Genomic DNA, 15,669 nt, shown 5'->3' on the forward strand with positions numbered 1-15,669 from the left:
GGTTCTTGATTTAGGCTTTACTATAATTGGTTCTCACCTAAAGACATTTACCTACAGCGGAAGAACATTAGTCTTTGATAACAGGTATTTGTTCAACTCCAGCTTTTTGTTCTGCCGAATACCCTCTGCCAAGGCGGCGGCGTTTACTTGGGCTCCGGCCTGTATGGTGTGGGTGTTGTCTTTGGAATTGAAATAAGTGCTTTTCACTTTCTCCTCCCCTTCTTTTTCATATCGGTCACTAATGATCTTATTCAAATCAATGAAAAGCGCCTTTGTCTGGCTGGCGGCCTCAGAGGCCCAGAGGCCATAGCTGTCCTGGTTGCGGTTGGCTTTGCCGTCTTTGAAGGTATTTCTGGGAACCGGCGACAAGACAATGGCCGTAGCGCCTTTGGCCTGCACCTCTGTGATGAACTGCCTCAGGTACCAGCCATAGGAGTGTACCACTTCCGGCTTTTTGGTGAGCAGGTTTTGTATTTCCTGCACGGCATCGCTGTTGTTTCTTATGGTGCCGCGGGCCCTTGTGGAGTCATTGAGAGGGCTGCTGTCATTATGCCCAAATTGCATCAACACAAAATCCCCGGCTTTTACTTTAGGCAGCACCTTGTCCCAGTGGCCCTGGGTACGGAACGTGCGGCTGCTGGTGCCCCCTAGCGCGTGGTTTTCAACGGTGATTCTGGTGGTGTCAAAGTGCGCGCCCAGAAAGCTACCCCAACCCCAGAGGCCTCCGTCTCCTTTGCCTTTGCCGTTCTTTACCGTAGAGTCCCCAATCAAAAAGAGGGTGGGTTTTTGCTTCTCAGTTCTCAAAACCGCACAGGAAACAGAAAACAGGAAACACAGAAAAAGCAGACCGGCAGTTAAGGCCTTATTTGAAAGGTGGTGTGGCATGGTACGCGGGATGAGCTGATGTTAATTAGCGTTTTAAAGTTTTGGGCTTGGCCCGAAAAAAGCAAGAAGCTCAGGCCTTCTTTACATATTTATTCAACGGATGCTTTTTGTTCATTTTCAACCCTTCTACCACTGAGGCAGCGTTTAAGCGGGCTCCGTCCGGGCTGGTGTGTGTATGGTCCGTTGGGAAAAGCGCCTTCACCTGTTCTAACCCCATCTGGTTGTATTTGTCGGCTGTGATTTTATTGAGGTCAATGAAGAGCACTTTCTCTGATTGGGCTACTTCAGCAGCCCACTTTCCAAAATCCTTGTTAGCCAGCATTACCTTGCCGTCTTTCCATTGGTTTCTGGGGATCATGGAGGCAATGATTGGGGTAGCGCCTTTGGCTTTGGCTTCCTGCACAAACTTGCGCAGGTACCAGCCGTAGGTATGTACTTCTTCTTTTTCGCCGTTTTTCCACGTAAGCTCTTTGGTTTCGGGCCCGGTGCCGCGTAACACGCCCCGATAGCCGGCTTTGCTGGTGTCTGGCACGCTGCCTTCATTGTGGCCAAACTGCATGATCACAAAGTCGCCTTTCTTAAGAGTAACCAAGACTTTGTTCCAGCGGTCTTCTTTGATAAAGGTGCGGGTACTGCGCCCAGCCATGGCCTGGTTGCTCACACTAATTTTGGTGGTATCCAAGAGCTCTGCCATATAAGAGCCCCAGCCTCCAAACCCTTCACCGGTATTCCGGACAGTGGAGTCCCCGATAATGTATAGAGTAGGCTTTGATTTGGGCTTCTGGATAAAACCAACCAAAACAGTGGTTGCTATTACCAAAAGCAGAAAGGGGGCAAGAATATTTTTTCTCTGTATCATTATTGTAAGGCGGTTTTAGGCTTATTCACTTTTATCTGGGGGCCCTTGACAGGTTTCATTCCCTCTCCAATATGGAAACTGGGGTGCGGAGGCTGATTATACCCCACATTCTGCCAGGCAATGGCCATTCGGTACTGCGGGTCATGCATGAGAGTGGGCAACCGGTGCTCTGTAGGGATGGTGGTGGTAAAGATGCGCAGTTCCTTATTATCAGTGGTTCTAAAAATAACCTCTTCCCGCCAATCTCCCAGAATATCGGCGCTTAACGCAGGGGTGGATTTGGTGCCGTTGTTGGAGGCGCATCCAATAGCCGTGAACAGGCGGCCGGCGTTGTACTTATCAATGCGGTTCCCGTTGAGCAACTCCCGGGAAAGGTCCCCGTCCCACCACACCAGGAAGTTGGTGGAGGGCTGGTTCTCCCCTATTTTTTCGCCTTTCAGGTTCAACAGTCCGTCAGAGCCGGAGAACCACATTTCAGCGCCCGGATTCGTGGGGTCAATATCGGCGGCCACGCCTCTGCCAATATCCTCGCCTTCCATACCCTGCCACAGAATCTCGCCGGTTCTGGCGTCATACAAGGCCGCTCCCGGGCCCGTGGTGTGCTCTTCAATCTCATGCACGCCAAAAACCTCTAGGCCTGGACGGGTAATATCCAAGTCACCCACATGCAGAGCATCTCCATGCCGCAGGCCGGTGGTAAAGAGCCCCTGGCCGTTGTCATCCACCACCATGGACCCGTAAATTACTTCGTCTTTGCCGTCCTGGTCTACATCTGCTATGCTCAGGCTATGGTAACCCTGGCCCGAGTAAGGGCTCTTCCCGTCTTTGGAGTCAAAGACCCACCTGGAGGTAAGTTTCCCGTTACGGTAGTCCCAGGCGGCAATGACGCTTCTGCCGTAGTAGCCGCGGCACATGAGCACACTGGGCAAGGTACCATCTAGGTAAGCGGCCCCGGCCAGAAAACGGTCTGAGCGGTTACCGGTAGCGTCATTTTTGCCGTTGCCGCCCACGCCTCCCCAACCGCCTAAGTTTCCGCGGGCGGGCAGGTAATCGGCGGTAGCCATGGCCGCCCCGGTTAACCCGTTGAACACGGTAAAGAATTCAGGGCCTTGAAGTATTTTGCCATTGGCATCGCGCCAGTCTTTGGAGACATCGCCTATTACTTTGCCGGTACCATCTACGGTGCCATCGGCGGTTTTGCAGGCAAATTCGGTTTTGCCGTCGCCGTCCAGGTCTATGACGATGAACTGGGTGTAGTGGGCGCCCTCCCGGATGTTCTTGCCCAGGTTAATGGTCCAGAGCAGGGTGCCGTCTAGTTTATAGGCCTGAAAAATGGGCTCATCGGTGAAGCCCGGCGAAGGCGTATCCCGGCCCCGGCCCGCCTGGTGCAAAATAATTTCATAGGTCCCGTCTCCGTCTACATCTCCTACAGAGGCATCGTTAGGTGTGTACCCTTTTGGGGTTTTCAGGGGGATTGACAGGTAATTTTGCGCCCAGACGCTGGCCACTTCAGAAGCGGCCTGCTCCTTCCCTTTTAAGACCGGTTTTACAAAGTAGACAGGCTTTTGGGCCATGTCTGCTTTGGGGTCTATGTAATTGGTGCTCCTGGAGATTGGTTGCTTGGTTAATTTAACCGGCTGGCTTTTCCCGGTTTTCCGGTACACGTTGAACGTTACATCCTCTGGCTCTGTGCCCAATAGCCGCCAGCTCAGGTACACCGAGTCTCCCTGGATTTGCACCGCCACCAAACCTCTGTTCAGATATTCCATTTGCCGCTGTGCCAGTACCTTGCCCGCAGATAGCAGGACCAGACCAAGGCATAGGATTTTACTCAAAAAGGCAAATATCTTCATTGTATTAGGTTAAAAGCACTTTGGTATCGAGGGCGTTTTAGGGCAGATTTTCAAAAAATAGCCTAAAACGGGTTTTGGTCCGATGCATTTAGGAGCAGAAACTTTATTGGAAAACAGCCTGCCAGGCACTTTGTCCGGCGCCCAGCCAGCAGCAGTTTTCTAAGTATTGCTAAAGTAAGGCTAGAAAACGCGCTTTCTATCCTGCACTATCCTGCTGTTTCGGTTTTTAAACCTACTCCGCTTAGGCCCGGCCACAAAAGCGACGGCACCTCCCCACTTGACTGGCTACGCCGAGAATAGGAAGTGAAGAGGCGGGGTTAGCACTTACCAAAGCGATGGGTGCAGGAATCATACCAAAGGCGTTTTGGGCCTGTTTTCAGGAAAACAGACCCAAAACGCCTAAGTAAATTTCCTTTGGCTTTTTTTATAAGCCCCTACCGGATAGTACAGGATACTTATGCCTGACCGGTTGCCTACATTTAGAGACTTACAAAGACTGGTTTCCTGGCAAGGCCCAATAGACGCTAAACTGATGCTTGTTGACACCCTCTTTCCTTCTTGATGACCTTTTCATAACCTATACAGAATGACCATCATCAAACCTTTTATGAAGCGCCGCGAAGCCCTTGAAGCAGGTGTAAAGCTCATGGCCGTAGCGGCCCTTAGCATCGCCGCAGGCCCTCTCCCCTTGTGGGCACAAGACAAAAAGAAAGATACCGCCGTTTTTAATGTGTTAGATTTTGGCGCCGTGGGCGATGGAAAAACCCTGGATACCGCGGCCATTCAGAAAACCATCAACGAAGCCTCCAAAGCCGGGAACGGAGCACGCGTGTTGGTGAAAAGCGGCCGTAAATACCTCATTGGCACCCTGGAGTTAAAACCCAACATTGACTTCCACCTGGAAGGCGACGCCGAACTGCTGGTGAGCACCAACCCCCAGGATTACACCGCTGAGGCTGCCGCCATTGTGGCCCGCGATGCCCATAACCTCACCATCTCCGGCACAGGCAGCATCAACGGACGGGCCCTGGAGTTCATGACCCATTTTGACGAGGCCAACGAATGGTGGATCCCGAAGGACTGGCGCCCCAAACTTTTCATCCTGACCGCCTGCCAAAACCTGAAGGTAAAAGATATCACTATCAACAAAGCCCCCAGCTGGAGCCTGCACTTAATGGGCTGCGAAAATGTGCTGGTAGACGGCATCAAAATCAGCAACAACCTGGACGTACCCAACTGCGACGGCATTGACCCAGACCACTGCCGCAACGTAGACATCAGGAACTGCCACATTGTGTGCGGCGATGATGCCATTGTGATCAAAGCCACCCGCCAGAACGAGAACTTCGGGCCGTCTGCTAACATCACCGTGCGGGACTGCGTGCTGGAAACCCAGGACTCGGGCCTGAAGATTGGCACGGAAACTACTCAAGACATTTATAACGTCAAGTTTGAGCGCATTGAGATTAAAACCGGCTGCCGCGGCCTTACTATCCAGCTGCGCGATGAAGGCAACGTGCGCAACATTGATTTCAGTGACATCACCTTTGTGTCTCGCTATCACTCCGCTCCCTGGTGGGGCCGCGGCGAGGCTATCTCCTTTACCGCCATTCCCAGAACCGCGGGTGGTAAGATTGGCGTCATTGAAAACGTGCGGGTGAAAAATGTGAAAGGCCGCGCCGAGAACAGCGTGCGCATTAACGGCACCAAGGAAAGCCGCATTAAAAACGTCACGTTTGAAAACGTAGACCTCACCTTTGACCGCTGGACTAAGTATCCCGGCAACCTGTTTGACAACCGACCTACCACCGCCTACCCAGATATTGAACCGCACACCAACCCTGGCTATTATGTGCGCTTCGCGGATGGGGTCACCTTAAAGAACTGCAGGGTTAAGTGGGGCAGCAACGTGCCTGATTATTTCACCCATGCCCTGGAAGCCCACGACGTCACCGGCCTGAAGCTTAAGAACTTTAAGGGAGAAGCCGCGCACCCAGCCAAATACAAAGCCATTTCCATAGAAAAGCAAAGCTAGCCTTTACCCCGTTTTCTTACGAAATTTGGAAATCCTATCTTTTAGCTGTTTTGGGCCTGTTTTTCAGAAAACAGGCCCAAAACAGCTTCCTTGCTTCAGTTGTTTCAAGCCACCTCTTATGCCTTACGTGTCCTCTGTTTCTCGGGTCTTTCATCTTACGCTGGCCCTGCTGGTCATCAGTACCTCCCTGGGTTGGGGACAGGAGAAACGCAGCTACAAAATTTTCCAGTTCCCGGCTAACATGATTCCCCGGGTAGATGGAAGCAAAGACGACTGGGCCATGGTGCCAGACACGTACACCGTGGGCATGGACCAACTGGTAGATGATACCAAAAAATTCCTGAAGCCTGACCCCAAGAACCTGGACGTGAAGGTGAAGGTGGGCTGGGTGAAAGGCCTGAACCGGCTTTACTTCCTCTATGAGGCCTATGACAATTACTGGAATTTCACGCACCCAGACCTGCAGAACGACATCTTTGAGGTGGTGGTAGACGGAGACCAGTCCGGCGGCCCTTTGATTGACCGGTTTCACCCCAACAAGACCCTGGACCCCATGGAAGCCTATTTTTCCTTCCATGGCGTGCATGCCCAGAACTACCACATTTTTACCCCCGCCGAGGGCAAAGACTGGGCGCTGGCCTGGGGCAGCCAGCCCTGGATCAAGGATCTGCCGTATGCCAATTTCGCGTATGGGTACAACTTCAAACCAGGCCAGGCCGGCAAACTGATTCTGGAATTCTGGATCACGCCCTTTGACTACGCCGGGGCAGAAGGACCTAACCGGGCCGTGGAAACGAAACTGGTAGAAGGCAAAGACATGGGCTTAAGCTGGGCAGTGCTTGACTATGATGACGTGAACAGCAAAGAGCATAGTTTCTGGAACCTCTCCAAAGAGCACACCATGTACGGCAACGCCTCTTTCCTGCTGCCCTTCCGGTTGATGCCGCTGGAAGACACGTTCAAAAAGAAACTGGAGGCCCAATGGTCGTTCAAGGTCACGGACATGAAACGGCGTCTGGTCTCGTTTGTGGATGAATCAGAGGGCAACATCACCTCCTGGAAATGGGACTTCGGGGATGGAAAAACCTCCACTGAGCAGCACCCCAACCATAGCTATGAAAAGGCAGGGCTGTATGTGGTAACGCTTTGGGTGGAAGGGCCCGCCGGGAAATCACGCCGCGCCAAAGTGTGGGACGTGGCCGTGAGGTAAGGCAGAGGTATCTAGCAAACTACTTCCATAATCCGCTCCGGAGCCTCGTTGTCCATTGCGCAGTAGCTAGTTATTTCACCGTTTCCGGGATAATGGAATAGGCCTTTTTCAACCCTCCCAGATCTATGGTGATGTAATCCAGAACCACGCCTGGGTCTAGCAGGTAGATTTTAAGTGTGTGTTTTCCGGGTGCCAGGGAAGGAGACTTTACCTGCCGTTTGGCCCTGTTTTCCAGCACATTCACTTTCCATTCTTCGCTTCGGCCTACGGTCTTAAAGTCAAGTACCTTTATCGGCCCGTCATCTATGGAAACGCCGTACCGCATGCTAAAGCTGCTTGTGACCGGGTGGGTAGGCAGCGTATAAACAGAAACGATGGGAGCTGCCGCGGTAAGTGAGTAGAAATCATATTCCACTATCGGGGCGTTTTCTTTGATTTTCTCCGGGTCAGTGACGGTAGCAGCAAAGGAAAGCGGTGCCATCAGCGCTTTTTGGGTATGCCCCAGGCCAGCTACCGGTTCCCAGCTTCTGCCTTGTTTCTCTATTTGGCGGGTAAAATTGCCCGCGAAGATGGAGACATAGCCATTGTTTTCCATGAATCCCCTATAGAAATCCAGGTCAGGAGTTTCAGGGGCGGAAGCTACGTTTACCTCTAGTTTTATCTTAATCCCATTCGCTTTAAAGGTGATATACCCCTTGGACTTTTGGTGTTTGGGAACCTTGCTCACATCTATACTGACCCACAGGCGCTGCTGTTTCTGGCCCTCCGCCGAGGTGAGTTTTCCCTTCTCGGTAGACAACTTTATCCATTTGTCTGAGGCGTTGGCCTTCCAGGAAAGAGGTTGGCTTCCGGTCAGGAACACATCCACAAAGTAGCGTTGTCCGCCCCAGGGCTGGAACATGGGGAGCGACAAGGTCGGCCCCGGTACCAGCGAAGAATCTTTGGTGACAAAACCCTCTGGCGCCACCCCCCATGGTGCAGTAGGGTTCAACTTGATTTCAGGCAACACCGGTGCCTGGTAGGCGGGTAAGTCGCGGGGCTTCATAGACATCATGCCCGCCCATTTGCCATTGGCCAACTGGTTGTTGTAGAAAGCTGTCTCTTTTACAATTTCTTCATACGCTTGCCGCGAAAGCTGGGCGTACTCTTGGGCACTGGCTCTCTGCTGTTTGGCAAAGAGGTAACTTTTGTCCCGGTAGAGAAATTTCTTGTTCATGAGCGATGCCCCCACCACCGGGTAGTACACCAGTTGGTAAAAGGCATCGGCTTTTTGGGCGCTTATTTGGGTACGAAGCTCCTTTACCTGTTTTTCCAGGGCCTCGTACCGGTCCAGGCGCCGTTGGGCTTCATCGCCGTAGAAGAAATGGTTGTAGGCGGTGTAGGTGGTTTGGGTGGTAGGTTCTGTGCGGCTCCAGCCCATGAATTCGGGCTTGCGCTCAAAGGCCAGTTGATAATATTCCCACAAAAGGGAACTGATGGCAGCGGCCTTTTCCTGCCCAAAGGTTTCCTGGGTCCACTTCTGCAGGTGCTTTTGCACGGAGCCGCTTTCCTGGAAGGCCGGGGCGTAATAGGCCATGTCCAGGAACAGTTCCAGATTGTACTCCTGGGGCTTGAGGTCTCCCACGTTTACCACCCACAGCTTGTCAGACTTTAACGCATAGGCTTTCATCATTTCCTCCCTGATTAGCGATGGGTGCGTGGTGCTGAGCCAGAGGTAATCATGGGGCCTGCCCCAGTAAGAGGCATGGTAATATACCCCAGACCCACCCGGCCGTTTCTGCTCCTGCGGGTTGCTCAGCCGGTGCAGGTACCCATAGTTGTCATCGGGCCACACCAGGGTAATGTCTTCAGGTAATTTCAGGCCATGGTCGTAAATATCCAATACCTCCTTGTAAGCAGTGAAGACCTGCGGTACCGCCTCCACGTTTTGGTTTATGTGCTTCTGGAGCATGGCCCGCTGGTCAGAAATGATGGTTTCCAGGATAGTAGCGGCATCAGCAATGGTCTTAGCGCCCTGCATGCCGCTGTCATGCTCGCCGCGCATGCCCATGGTGTAAATGGCATCAACGTTTTTGGCCTCTTTCACCCGTTTCTCCCAATACTTCTGCACGCTTTTCCTGTTTTTGAAGTAATCAAAGGCCCCCATGGTAGCAGACTTCCATTCATCCACGTTGTTGCGGAGCATGGGCTCTGCGTGCGAGGTTCCCACCATAATGGCATAATCATCTGCTACTTGGGGGTTACCTGGGTAGTGGAAAAAGGCTTTGGTACTGGGGTGCATGGCCGGCCAGATAAGGTTCGCCTTCAGGCGCAGCAGCAACTCAAATATTTTGGCGTACGTGTTCGGTCCAATGTCTTGGATGTCTTTGTCCAGGCTCCGGGCTGCCCAGGGCTGCAGACCCCAGTCTTCGTCATTCAGGAAAATGCCGCGGTATTTTACCGAGGGCGGGCCTTGCACCAGCATACCCGGCGTCACAAATAGGTCTGCTTTGTGGGCTGGAGCCACATCGGCCCACCAGACCCAAGGGGAAACCCCCATCAGGCGGGAGAGCTCAAACGCCCCGAAGGCCGTTCCACGGCGGTCGCTGCCGGCAATGACCAGGGCCTGGGCTACATTGGCAAAAGGCTTCTCCACCACGGCCATGGTATAGCTTTCCCACTTGCCCTTCACATCGCCTACCAGTAGTTTCTTCTCCTTCACCAACTGGTCAATAAGTGCTGATTGCCCCAAGGTACCCATGATCACCGGCAGACCAATGACTTGGTTTGGGCCTGTCTTTCCGATTTCAGGCGTAAAACCGGTGACTGCTTTTATATCTTCGCCCAAGGCCCTGGCGGCAATGCGCACCACCTCGGCATCTTTCCCGTCCACCAAAATGGGGGCGGCCTTGCCTCCCTGCACCAAAGGGAAAGCCCCAGGCGAAGCTACCGTAGTAACCTGCAGTGTTGCCTTGTTTTGGGCCCGAACTGAGAAGTTGGCTAGAATAGCGAGGATTAGAAGAACTAGGGAGAATTGGCGTTTCATGTATATTTTTAAAAGGAGGATAAAGCAGCAGCACCTCAAAGCTAAAAGAGAAAGGCTTTCAATTAAAAGACCAACCTTTTAAGGCTCGACAGCTTTCTGCAATAATACAACGCTCCGGCACAAAGCTATCCTGTACCTACATGACTGCCTGATCAGGTTTCGAGGATAAGAGATGCGGTTCAGGATATAAGTACCAATGAATGTATTGATTATCCCCGTTTTTTTCATGGTCCGCAACGCTTTGATGATGCCTTCTTTTGATATCGGGCCGTTTAGCCATTTCCATTAATAGTGGTCTGAAAGCTTTCATTATTTTTTTGAATAAAGTACCCTTACCTGGTTGAGCCTCTTCTTTGCAAACAAATAATCCAATCCGCCTCTAAGTCCGCCTTCACTTATACCACTTTCAACCACCATCACAGGATAGCACAGGACAGTGAAAAGCAGAGTAACTTTTACTTTTAATCAGGAGCTCGATTATAACAAACAGCCTATAAGCAGAATTCTCCCCACGTTACCCATGCTGAAGAAAACAACATTGACCTCATTCCTTTCTTCTTGTTTTGATATAAAGGAACCAAAAACACTCCTTCTATTACTGATGATGCTTCTGTCATTAGGTGCCTGTTCTCATAAGAGTGTGCCCCTGCAAGCAGTAGCCAAACCCTTATTCTCCGACCCCATTTATGACGGGGCCGCAGACCCGGTGATCGTCTACCATAAAAAGGAAAAGAAATGGTTCATGCTCTACACCAACAGGCGGGCCACCAATGCCCAAGCCGAAGGCGTGACCTGGGTGCACGGCACCCGCATAGGTATTGCAGAGTCTTCTGACGGAGGCACCACCTGGACCTACCGGGACACCGCCAATATCAATTACCGGCCGGTAGCGGCCTACACTCACTGGGCCCCTGACGTGATTGAGCATGACGGCACTTACCACATGTACCTCACCTATGTGCCCGGCATTTTCACTGACTGGAACCACCCACGGCACATTATCCATCTAACCAGCCAGGACCTGTTCAACTGGGATTATCAATCCACGCTGCCGCTGGTAAATGACAAAGTGATAGATGCCAATGTGTTCCGCCTCCCTGACGGCACCTGGCGCCTGTGGTACAACAATGAACGGGACGGTAAATCCATTTACTACGCAGACAGCAAAGATCTGTACCAATGGCAAGACAAAGGCAGAGCCATTAAGGCCCGAGGTGAGGGCCCTAAGGTCTTTCAGTGGAAAGGCCAGTACTGGATGATCATTGACGCCTGGAAAGGCCTGCAGGTCTATTCTTCTCCAGACCTGCTCACCTGGAAACCCCAGGAAGAACGTCTCTTGGAAGAACCCGGCCAAGGCAAAGATGACCAGGCCATAGGCGGTCACCCAGATGTGGTGGTGAACAATGGCAAAGCTTACCTTTTTTACTTTACCCACCCGGGCAGGGCAAAAGCCAATCCGTCCCCAGCCAGTTCAGTAAATGCCAAAAGAAGCGTTATTCAACTCGCAGAGCTGCAATACCAGAACGGAAAGCTAACCACTGATAGAGACAAACCTACCTACATTCACCTGAAACCGGGTAAGTAGAAGTTATTAAACCTCAAAGGTTAAAAAAACCAACCTTCTCCTGAAGAATGCCTTACGAGGGAAGTAGAAAGCAACATCATTTTAAACCAGAGGTTCTGTTTTAAGGCTGTTTTTCTAAAAATAGCCCTGAAACAGAACTTTGAACGGTTGCTTAAAACGTAGCTGCGGCGGGGGCCGAAGTTACTTTTCTACCGCTGGCATCATACCCGTCAACCCAATAATAGTAAGTGGTTTTATTGGGCAGGTTTTCATCTAGAAAAGACTTCGTGGCCCCATCCAGCCTGGAAATGAGAACCCGGTTGGCTGGATTTGGTTCTGGGCTTCGGTACACTTCTAGCCTAGCTACTTTATAGTTGATAGTAGACCAGCCCAGGTAGGTTTTAGACTCTCCGCCGCGGGCGGTTAGATAAATAGCGGGGGCCGTTGGTCCTTTGTCTTGTACAAGGGCTATAGCCGGAGTGGGTGGTGCTGACATGCCTTCGCCCACATAAAAACTGGTATGCGGAGGCTGGTTATAACCTACGTTTTGCCAGGCAATAGCGGTGCGGTATTGGGTATCATGCATGAAGGTATACAACCTATGCGGGGTGGGAATAGTGGTAGTGAAAATCAGGAGTTCCTGGTTATTGTTATGCCGGTAAATGACCTCTTCCCGCCAGTCGCCTAGAATATCAGCACTTAGGCCGGGGTTGGACTTAGTCCAGTTGTTCCTTTCGGCGCCATAGGTGTGGGCCGAGAGTAGTCTTATTTGGTTGCCATTGGCGTAGCCCCATTTATCAATGGAGGTGCCGTCCAGCAGTTCGCGCTGCAAATCGCCATCCCACCAGCTGGCAAAGTTCATGCTGCGTGGTTTGTTTGTAGAAATAACCTCGCCTTTGGCATTATACAGACCTCCTCTCACGGCGCCCCAAACCTCATAGCCTTTGTGGCGCGGATCAATGTCGGCGGTCATGGCGCGGCCAATATCACCGGTGGTGGGGATGCCCCATAGTTTTTCACCGGTGCCGGCATCGCGCATCCAGAGACCGTTGCCCTGGTATTGGCCCTGCGATTCATGGGCCGTCCAGGACTCCAGACCCGGACGGTTGGGGTCAAGATCGCTCACGTGCAGGGCGTCTCCATGGCCTAAACCGGTACTGTACAAGCCTGTACCGTTATTATCTATGGTCATAGAGCCATAGACTACTTCGTCTTTGCCGTCTCTATCTACGTCATTGATACTGAGGCTGTGGTTGCCCTGGCCGGCATAGGGTCTGTTTTCGGGGGTGTTGGTGTCAAATATCCAGCGCTGGGTTAATTGGCCATTGCGCCAATCCCAGGCCGCCACTACGGTGCGGGTGTAATAGCCTCTGGACATGACCAGGCTGGGCCGCTGACCGTCAAAATAGCCAACTCCCGCCAGAAAGCGGTCTACCCGGTTACCGTAACTATCTCCCCAACTGGCCACGTTGCCACGGCCCGGCACATAGTTGGTGGTTGCCATGGATGCCCCGGTCTGGCCATTAAAAATGGTCAGGTACTCAGGGCCACTCAGAATATATCCAAAGTTATTCCTGTAATCTGCCAGGGGGTCACCAATCACGGTCCCGGCCCCGTCTATAGTCCCGTCGGCGGTCTTACAGGCTAGTTCGGCTTTGCCGTCGCTGTCAAAATCATAGACCATATATTGGGTGTAATGCGCGCCGGCCCTAATGTTTTTGCCCAGGTCAATGCGCCAGAGTTGGGTACCGTCCATTTTGTAGGCATCCAGGTAGACATTTCCGGTATAGCCCCTATGGGAGTTGTCATGGGTATTGGAGGGGTCCCATTTCACAATGATTTCATATTCGCCGTCTCCATCTACATCTCCCACACTGCAGTCGTTGGGGCTATAAGAATATTCTTCGCCTTTGGGCGTGGTGCCGTTGGCGGGCCGTTGCAATGGAAGGCGCTTGAAAGGTTCTGTCCAGACGGTGGCGGGTGCGGAGGCGGCTTGCTCCTTCCCTTCTATTACCGGGCGTACGGTGTAGACCTCATTGCCGGTGGTGTTATCCAGGTAATTGGTGGCCCCCGAAATAGGCGTTTGGTTGAGTTTCAATTTCCCCCGGTACAGGTTAAAGGCAACCTTTGGTAAATCAGTGCCCAGAACCCGCCAACTCACGAACACTTGGCTGTCATTGGTCCGGACGGCCACTACTCCGCGGCCCAGATTCTCAACGTGCCGTTGCGCGAAGCCAGCCGTGCAAACCAATATCATAAAAAATAACAGCACGGTGCACCATGCCCTTTTGGTGGCAGAGGGGGTCATAAGGGATATTCTTCCCTCTGCTGTTCTTCCTCTTGCGAACAGAGCAAAGGGCTTAGGTAAAACGTGGGCTCTGGGAGTCATTTAAATTTATCTTAGAAACGCATTCAAAAATTAGGATTAGCTGCCGTTTAAAAGAGAAACCTTTGCTTACACCAATAAGGTTAAGGTAAAAGCCACTTTTCCAGCAGCATCTAATTTACTTACCATTTAGAAAAGGATTATCCTGCGGCATCCTGTACACTTCAGGAAATCTTCCTTCCTCTTTCACATCTTCCAGCCTACCCTGTTTTAAGCCTACTTTCTTAAAAACGGGCTTAAAACAGGGAGGCGGTAATCGTAGACTTACCAAAGGCTAGGACTAGGTATTTTATTCAACCTTAAGCCCTCCACCTAACCTTTTCTACCTAAACCACTTCCTAACAGGATATGGCAGGATAGAAAAAAGTAAAACATATAATACCTTTAAGGTGCGTCAAAAATATGCAGGGGGACTTCGGTAATGGATGGCCCAACATGGATTTGCTGTAGGCGGAAAAGGTTTTGCAGACCTGTCCCAAACCAGTGATTTACTCCTTTAAACTTTGCAAGCCCCTTATCAAGTATGAAGAAATTTCTCCTATCCCTCCTCTTTGCGGCCACACTGGTTTCATCTCAAGCAAAAGACTTTGTGATTACCAAGTATGGCGCCTGCAAAGACAGCACTAAACTGAACACCCTAGCTATTCAAAAACTTATAGATAAGGTGCACAAAAAAGGCGGAGGCACCATTGTCATCCCCAAAGGGGTTTTTCTCTCCGGCGCCCTGTTCTTCAAACCGAAAACTAACCTCCGGTTATTAGAAGGCGCCGTGCTGAAAGGCTCAGATGACATTGCCCACTACCCCTTGATTCCGTCGCGGATGGAAGGCCAGAAGCTGGATTACTATGCGGCCCTGGTCAACGCCTACCAGGTGAACAATTTCAGCATTACCGGCCCAGGCACCATTAACGGCAACGGGGAAAAGTTCTGGAAACAGTTCTGGGCCTACCGCGATTCCCTTAAAAAGTTGAACCAGGTGGCCACCAATCTTGACGTGCATCGCCCCCGCCTTATCTTTATCTGGGGCAGCAATAATGTGACCATCAAGGACGTGAAAATTCGGAACGCCGGCTTCTGGACCACCCATCTGTACCAGTCAAACAACGTCTTGATAGAGAACTGCGACATCCGCTCCCCTTACAGGCCGGTCCCGGCCCCCAGCACCGACGGCATTGACATTGACGTTTGCAGAAATGTCATTGTCAGGGGGTGCTACATCTCCGTGAATGATGACGCCATTGCCATTAAAGGCGGGAAAGGGCCAACGGCACATACATTACCTGAAAACGGACCAGTGGAGGATATCCTGATAGAGAACTGCACCTTCGGCGAAACACACTCCGTCTTGACGCTGGGCAGCGAGAGTATTCATGCGCAGAAAATTACCATGCGCAACTGCAGGGTAGACAACAACGCCCCGCTCCTAAGAATGAAAATGCGCCCAGACACCTACCAAACCTTTGAGAACATCACCATAGAGAACATCACGGGCAAGTGTGGATCTTTGGTGAACATGAGCCCCTGGAAACAATTCTTTGACCTTGGCGGAAGCTCTGAGAAACCCTTCGGCACCATCAGAAACATTATCTTTTCTAACCTTACTATACAGTGCAACAATCTGGGAGTGCTGGAAGGAAACTCCTCAGATGTGGTAAGCGGTATTGTTTTCCGGAATAGCACAATAAAGGCAGAAAAACCTACCCTAAAAAACGCTTACCCGCAGGTGGAGATGGTGAATGTAACGGTAAACGGAACTGAATTGGTCCTTAATAAAAACTAACGGCGGTTGGGCTTCCAGACCCGTTCGTTAGCAGCCGCTTTTTAAGGAAGGATTAGGCACGAAAGAAAGGCC

9 protein-coding genes are annotated in these 15,669 nt (G+C 51.5%); 4 read left to right on the forward strand and 5 right to left on the reverse strand.

The features are described from left to right. Positions 1–51: 51 nt before the first annotated feature. The 3 genes from TH63_RS10730 to TH63_RS10740 form a co-directional block, all read right to left on the reverse strand. Complete coding sequence (locus tag TH63_RS10730) at positions 52–771, reverse strand: rhamnogalacturonan acetylesterase (protein WP_231583461.1); 720 nt, start codon at positions 769–771, stop codon at positions 52–54. Between the two features lie 184 nt (positions 772–955). Beyond that, positions 956–1,744, reverse strand: a complete 789-nt coding sequence (locus tag TH63_RS10735) for a rhamnogalacturonan acetylesterase (RefSeq protein WP_048920944.1) — start codon at positions 1,742–1,744, stop codon at positions 956–958. Next, positions 1,744–3,597: a rhamnogalacturonan lyase gene (locus TH63_RS10740; RefSeq protein WP_048920945.1), complete on the reverse strand. Its 1,854-nt coding sequence runs from the start codon at positions 3,595–3,597 to the stop codon at positions 1,744–1,746. Before TH63_RS10740 ends, TH63_RS10735 begins: the two co-directional genes overlap by 1 nt. A gap of 586 nt (positions 3,598–4,183) precedes the next feature. Between TH63_RS10740 and TH63_RS10745 the strand changes: the two genes are divergently transcribed. Together TH63_RS10745 and TH63_RS20850 are read left to right on the forward strand one after the other, a co-directional pair. Continuing rightward, complete coding sequence (locus TH63_RS10745) at positions 4,184–5,632, forward strand: glycoside hydrolase family 28 protein (protein WP_197088541.1); 1,449 nt, start codon at positions 4,184–4,186, stop codon at positions 5,630–5,632. 127 nt (positions 5,633–5,759) lie between these two features. Continuing rightward, the gene (locus tag TH63_RS20850; RefSeq protein ID WP_316931916.1) at positions 5,760–6,842 is read left to right on the forward strand and encodes a PKD domain-containing protein; all 1,083 of its coding nucleotides are present in this window, start codon (positions 5,760–5,762) and stop codon (positions 6,840–6,842) included. Positions 6,843–6,912: 70 nt separating this feature from the next. On the opposite strand, the gene TH63_RS10755 is transcribed toward TH63_RS20850, so the two are convergent. Then, positions 6,913–9,867, reverse strand: coding sequence for a glycosyl hydrolase 115 family protein (locus TH63_RS10755; RefSeq protein WP_076606465.1), 2,955 nt, complete (start codon positions 9,865–9,867; stop codon positions 6,913–6,915). A 640-nt stretch (positions 9,868–10,507) separates the two neighbouring features. On the opposite strand from TH63_RS10755, the gene TH63_RS10760 reads away from it, so the two are divergent. Then, positions 10,508–11,452, forward strand: a complete 945-nt coding sequence (locus TH63_RS10760) for a family 43 glycosylhydrolase (RefSeq protein ID WP_197088542.1) — start codon at positions 10,508–10,510, stop codon at positions 11,450–11,452. A 151-nt stretch (positions 11,453–11,603) separates the two neighbouring features. On the opposite strand, the gene TH63_RS10765 is transcribed toward TH63_RS10760, so the two are convergent. Then, a complete protein-coding gene (locus TH63_RS10765) occupies positions 11,604–13,688 on the reverse strand; it encodes a rhamnogalacturonan lyase (RefSeq protein ID WP_197088543.1) in 2,085 nt (694 codons plus the stop codon). Between the two features lie 652 nt (positions 13,689–14,340). On the opposite strand from TH63_RS10765, the gene TH63_RS10770 reads away from it, so the two are divergent. Continuing rightward, on the forward strand, positions 14,341–15,597 hold the full coding sequence (locus TH63_RS10770) for a glycoside hydrolase family 28 protein (RefSeq protein WP_048920947.1): 1,257 nt from the start codon (positions 14,341–14,343) through the stop codon (positions 15,595–15,597). Positions 15,598–15,669: the final 72 nt, after the last annotated feature.

The organism is Rufibacter radiotolerans, assembly GCF_001078055.1.
Taxonomy (GTDB): Bacteria; Bacteroidota; Bacteroidia; order Cytophagales; family Hymenobacteraceae; genus Nibribacter; species Nibribacter radiotolerans.

Bases quoted from the DNA above. Each gene is read 5' to 3' on its own strand.
- TH63_RS10735 (WP_048920944.1), bottom strand. From the start codon at position 1,744: ATGATACAGAGAAAAAATATTCTTGCCCCCTTTCTGCTTTTGGTAATA.
- TH63_RS10740 (WP_048920945.1), bottom strand. From the start codon at position 3,597: ATGAAGATATTTGCCTTTTTGAGTAAAATCCTATGCCTTGGTCTGGTC.
- TH63_RS10745 (WP_197088541.1), top strand. From the start codon at position 4,184: ATGACCATCATCAAACCTTTTATGAAGCGCCGCGAAGCCCTTGAAGCA.
- TH63_RS10755 (WP_076606465.1), bottom strand. From the start codon at position 9,867: ATGAAACGCCAATTCTCCCTAGTTCTTCTAATCCTCGCTATTCTAGCC.
- TH63_RS10765 (WP_197088543.1), bottom strand. From the start codon at position 13,688: ATGATATTGGTTTGCACGGCTGGCTTCGCGCAACGGCACGTTGAGAAT.
- TH63_RS10770 (WP_048920947.1), top strand. From the start codon at position 14,341: ATGAAGAAATTTCTCCTATCCCTCCTCTTTGCGGCCACACTGGTTTCA.